General features: G+C 73.0%; 2 protein-coding genes. Both read right to left on the minus strand.

Annotated features, from left to right (window positions below; all coding sequences use genetic code 11):
* A partial coding sequence (locus FrCorBMG51_RS23935) for a serine/threonine-protein kinase (protein ID WP_235433857.1) occupies positions 1-985 on the minus strand: 985 nt, incomplete at its 3' end.
* Entirely contained in the window at positions 972-1,889 is a 918-nt protein-coding gene (locus tag FrCorBMG51_RS25870; RefSeq protein ID WP_052914998.1) for a hypothetical protein, read from the minus strand. The genes FrCorBMG51_RS25870 and FrCorBMG51_RS23935, both read right to left, overlap by 14 nt.
* Between the last annotated feature and the right edge of the window lie 19 nt (positions 1,890-1,908).

Genomic DNA, 1,908 nt, shown 5'->3' on the forward strand with positions numbered 1-1,908 from the left:
GGCCCGGTGGCGTCGGTCGGCCCGCCGGTGTTGGTTGGCCCGGTGGCGCGGCGGCGGCCCGGTTGCTGGCGAGCCCGGATGCCCCGCCCGCTCCGGCCGGGTATCGCGCGGCCTCCCGGACGTCGTCGGCGACGTGCAGGCCGATCTCGCAGCGGCTGGTCCAGCGTGGGCCGTACGCGAGGGCGGCGGCGCGGGCGAGGTCGAGGGCGAAGGCCCGGGCGCTGGGATGCCGTAGCGCCGGATCACGCTCGAGAGCGCGCATGAGGGTCGCGGCCACGGGCTCGGGGACGCCGGCGGGCGGCGGTGTGGGACGGTCGGCCTTCTGACGGATCAGCGCCAGCAGGGACAGGTCCGGGCCGAACGGCGGGGCGCCGGCGAGCATCTCGTAGAGGATGATCGCGAGTGCGTACAGGTCGGTGGCCGGGCTCAGGCGTCCGCCGCCCAGCTGTTCGGGGGCCATGTATCTCGGCGTACCGACGATCGTGTTGGTGGCGACCGTCGTGGCATCGAAGATCTTCGCGATGCTGAAGTCGGTGACCTTCAGCAGGCCGTTGCCCGAGAACAGCACGTTGTCGGGCTTGATGTCGCGGTGCAGCACGCTCCTGGCGTGGGCGCACTCCAGCGCCTCGGCGATGGCCAGCCCCACCGCGCAGGCGTCCTCGGCGGACAGCGTGCGGCGCCGGCGGGACAGCGTCCCCCCGGCGAGCAGTTCCATGATGAGCAGGCACAGGCCGTCGCGCTCGACATAGTCGTAGATCCGGACAATGTGCGGATGGTCGAGCCCGGCCAGCAGCCGCGCCTCGGTGGCGAAGGTGGTGGGCAGGTCGGGGTCCGCCGTCGCGGACAGGATCTTGATGGCCACGTCCCGGCCGAGGCCCTGGTGGTGCCCGGCGAGGACCAGACCGTGCCCGCCGCTGCCGAGTTCCGCGCCCAACGTGTAGGTGGGCAGCACCGCGGCCACCCGAGAAAGATCAACTAATGGCACGGGCCCGCCCTGCCGTCAGCCGGGTGACCCCGGTGGCGAGTACCCGGCAGCCCAACGTCGCCGCGACTGGCAGGAAGGCGAGCGCGGGCAGGACGTAACGGTGGTCGAAACCCGCCGTTGCCGGCGGCACGACCAGCAGCGTCACCGCCACGGCGGTGGTCAGGACCAGCGGCGCGCGCAGGTGCGGACGATACCGGCCCGCCAGCCCGGTGCCCAGGACGGCGCCGAGCAGCAGCAGGCCCAGCACCGGCCCGGGGATGGCCACCCGAAGCTGGTAGCCCTCCAGCCAGCTGGCGAACGGCTGGCGCAGGCGGTGCGTGCCGTCGCCGTGTTCGTAGGTGTGGACGTCCTCGGAAGCGCTGCCGCCGGGAATGTACGTCCGGTCGGGGACCGGGTCGGGTGGGACGTGGAACAGGAAGGGACGCACCATGCCTGCATTGGGGTAGTCGGTCAGCCGCGGCCCGAACGTCCGGGAGAAATCCCTTATCACGATACCGGCGTAGTCCAGCGGCTGTGTCACGATGGCCCGGCGGGCGAACCTGCCGGCCAGCGATTCCTTCGCCGGGCTGAAAACCTGGCCCGCCGGGCTGGGAGCCTCGCCGGGAATGCCGTCCAACGGTGTGCCGGCGTGCCAGATGTAGTTCGACGGTGGCTGGCGCGCCTCAGGCGGTTCCCACGGGCAGAGGACCGCCAGGTCGGCCGGCGGGTGCGTGCGGGCACAGTCCACGAACGACGTCGTCCGGGAATAGAGGAAGACCCCGTCGCTGCCGACGATGCCGGCCCGCCCGTGCACCGCCTGGAACCAGGCGCCGTAGCAGCCCAGGGGGATCAGCAGCGCCAGGCAGAAGGCGAGCAGCGGCCGCCAGCCCGGGCGGCGGGCCAGCAGCCAGCCGCCCGCCACCACCGCCAGCGGCAGGCCGACC

Source organism: Protofrankia coriariae (assembly GCF_001017755.1).
In the GTDB taxonomy this organism is placed as follows: domain Bacteria; phylum Actinomycetota; class Actinomycetes; order Frankiales; family Frankiaceae; genus Protofrankia; species Protofrankia coriariae.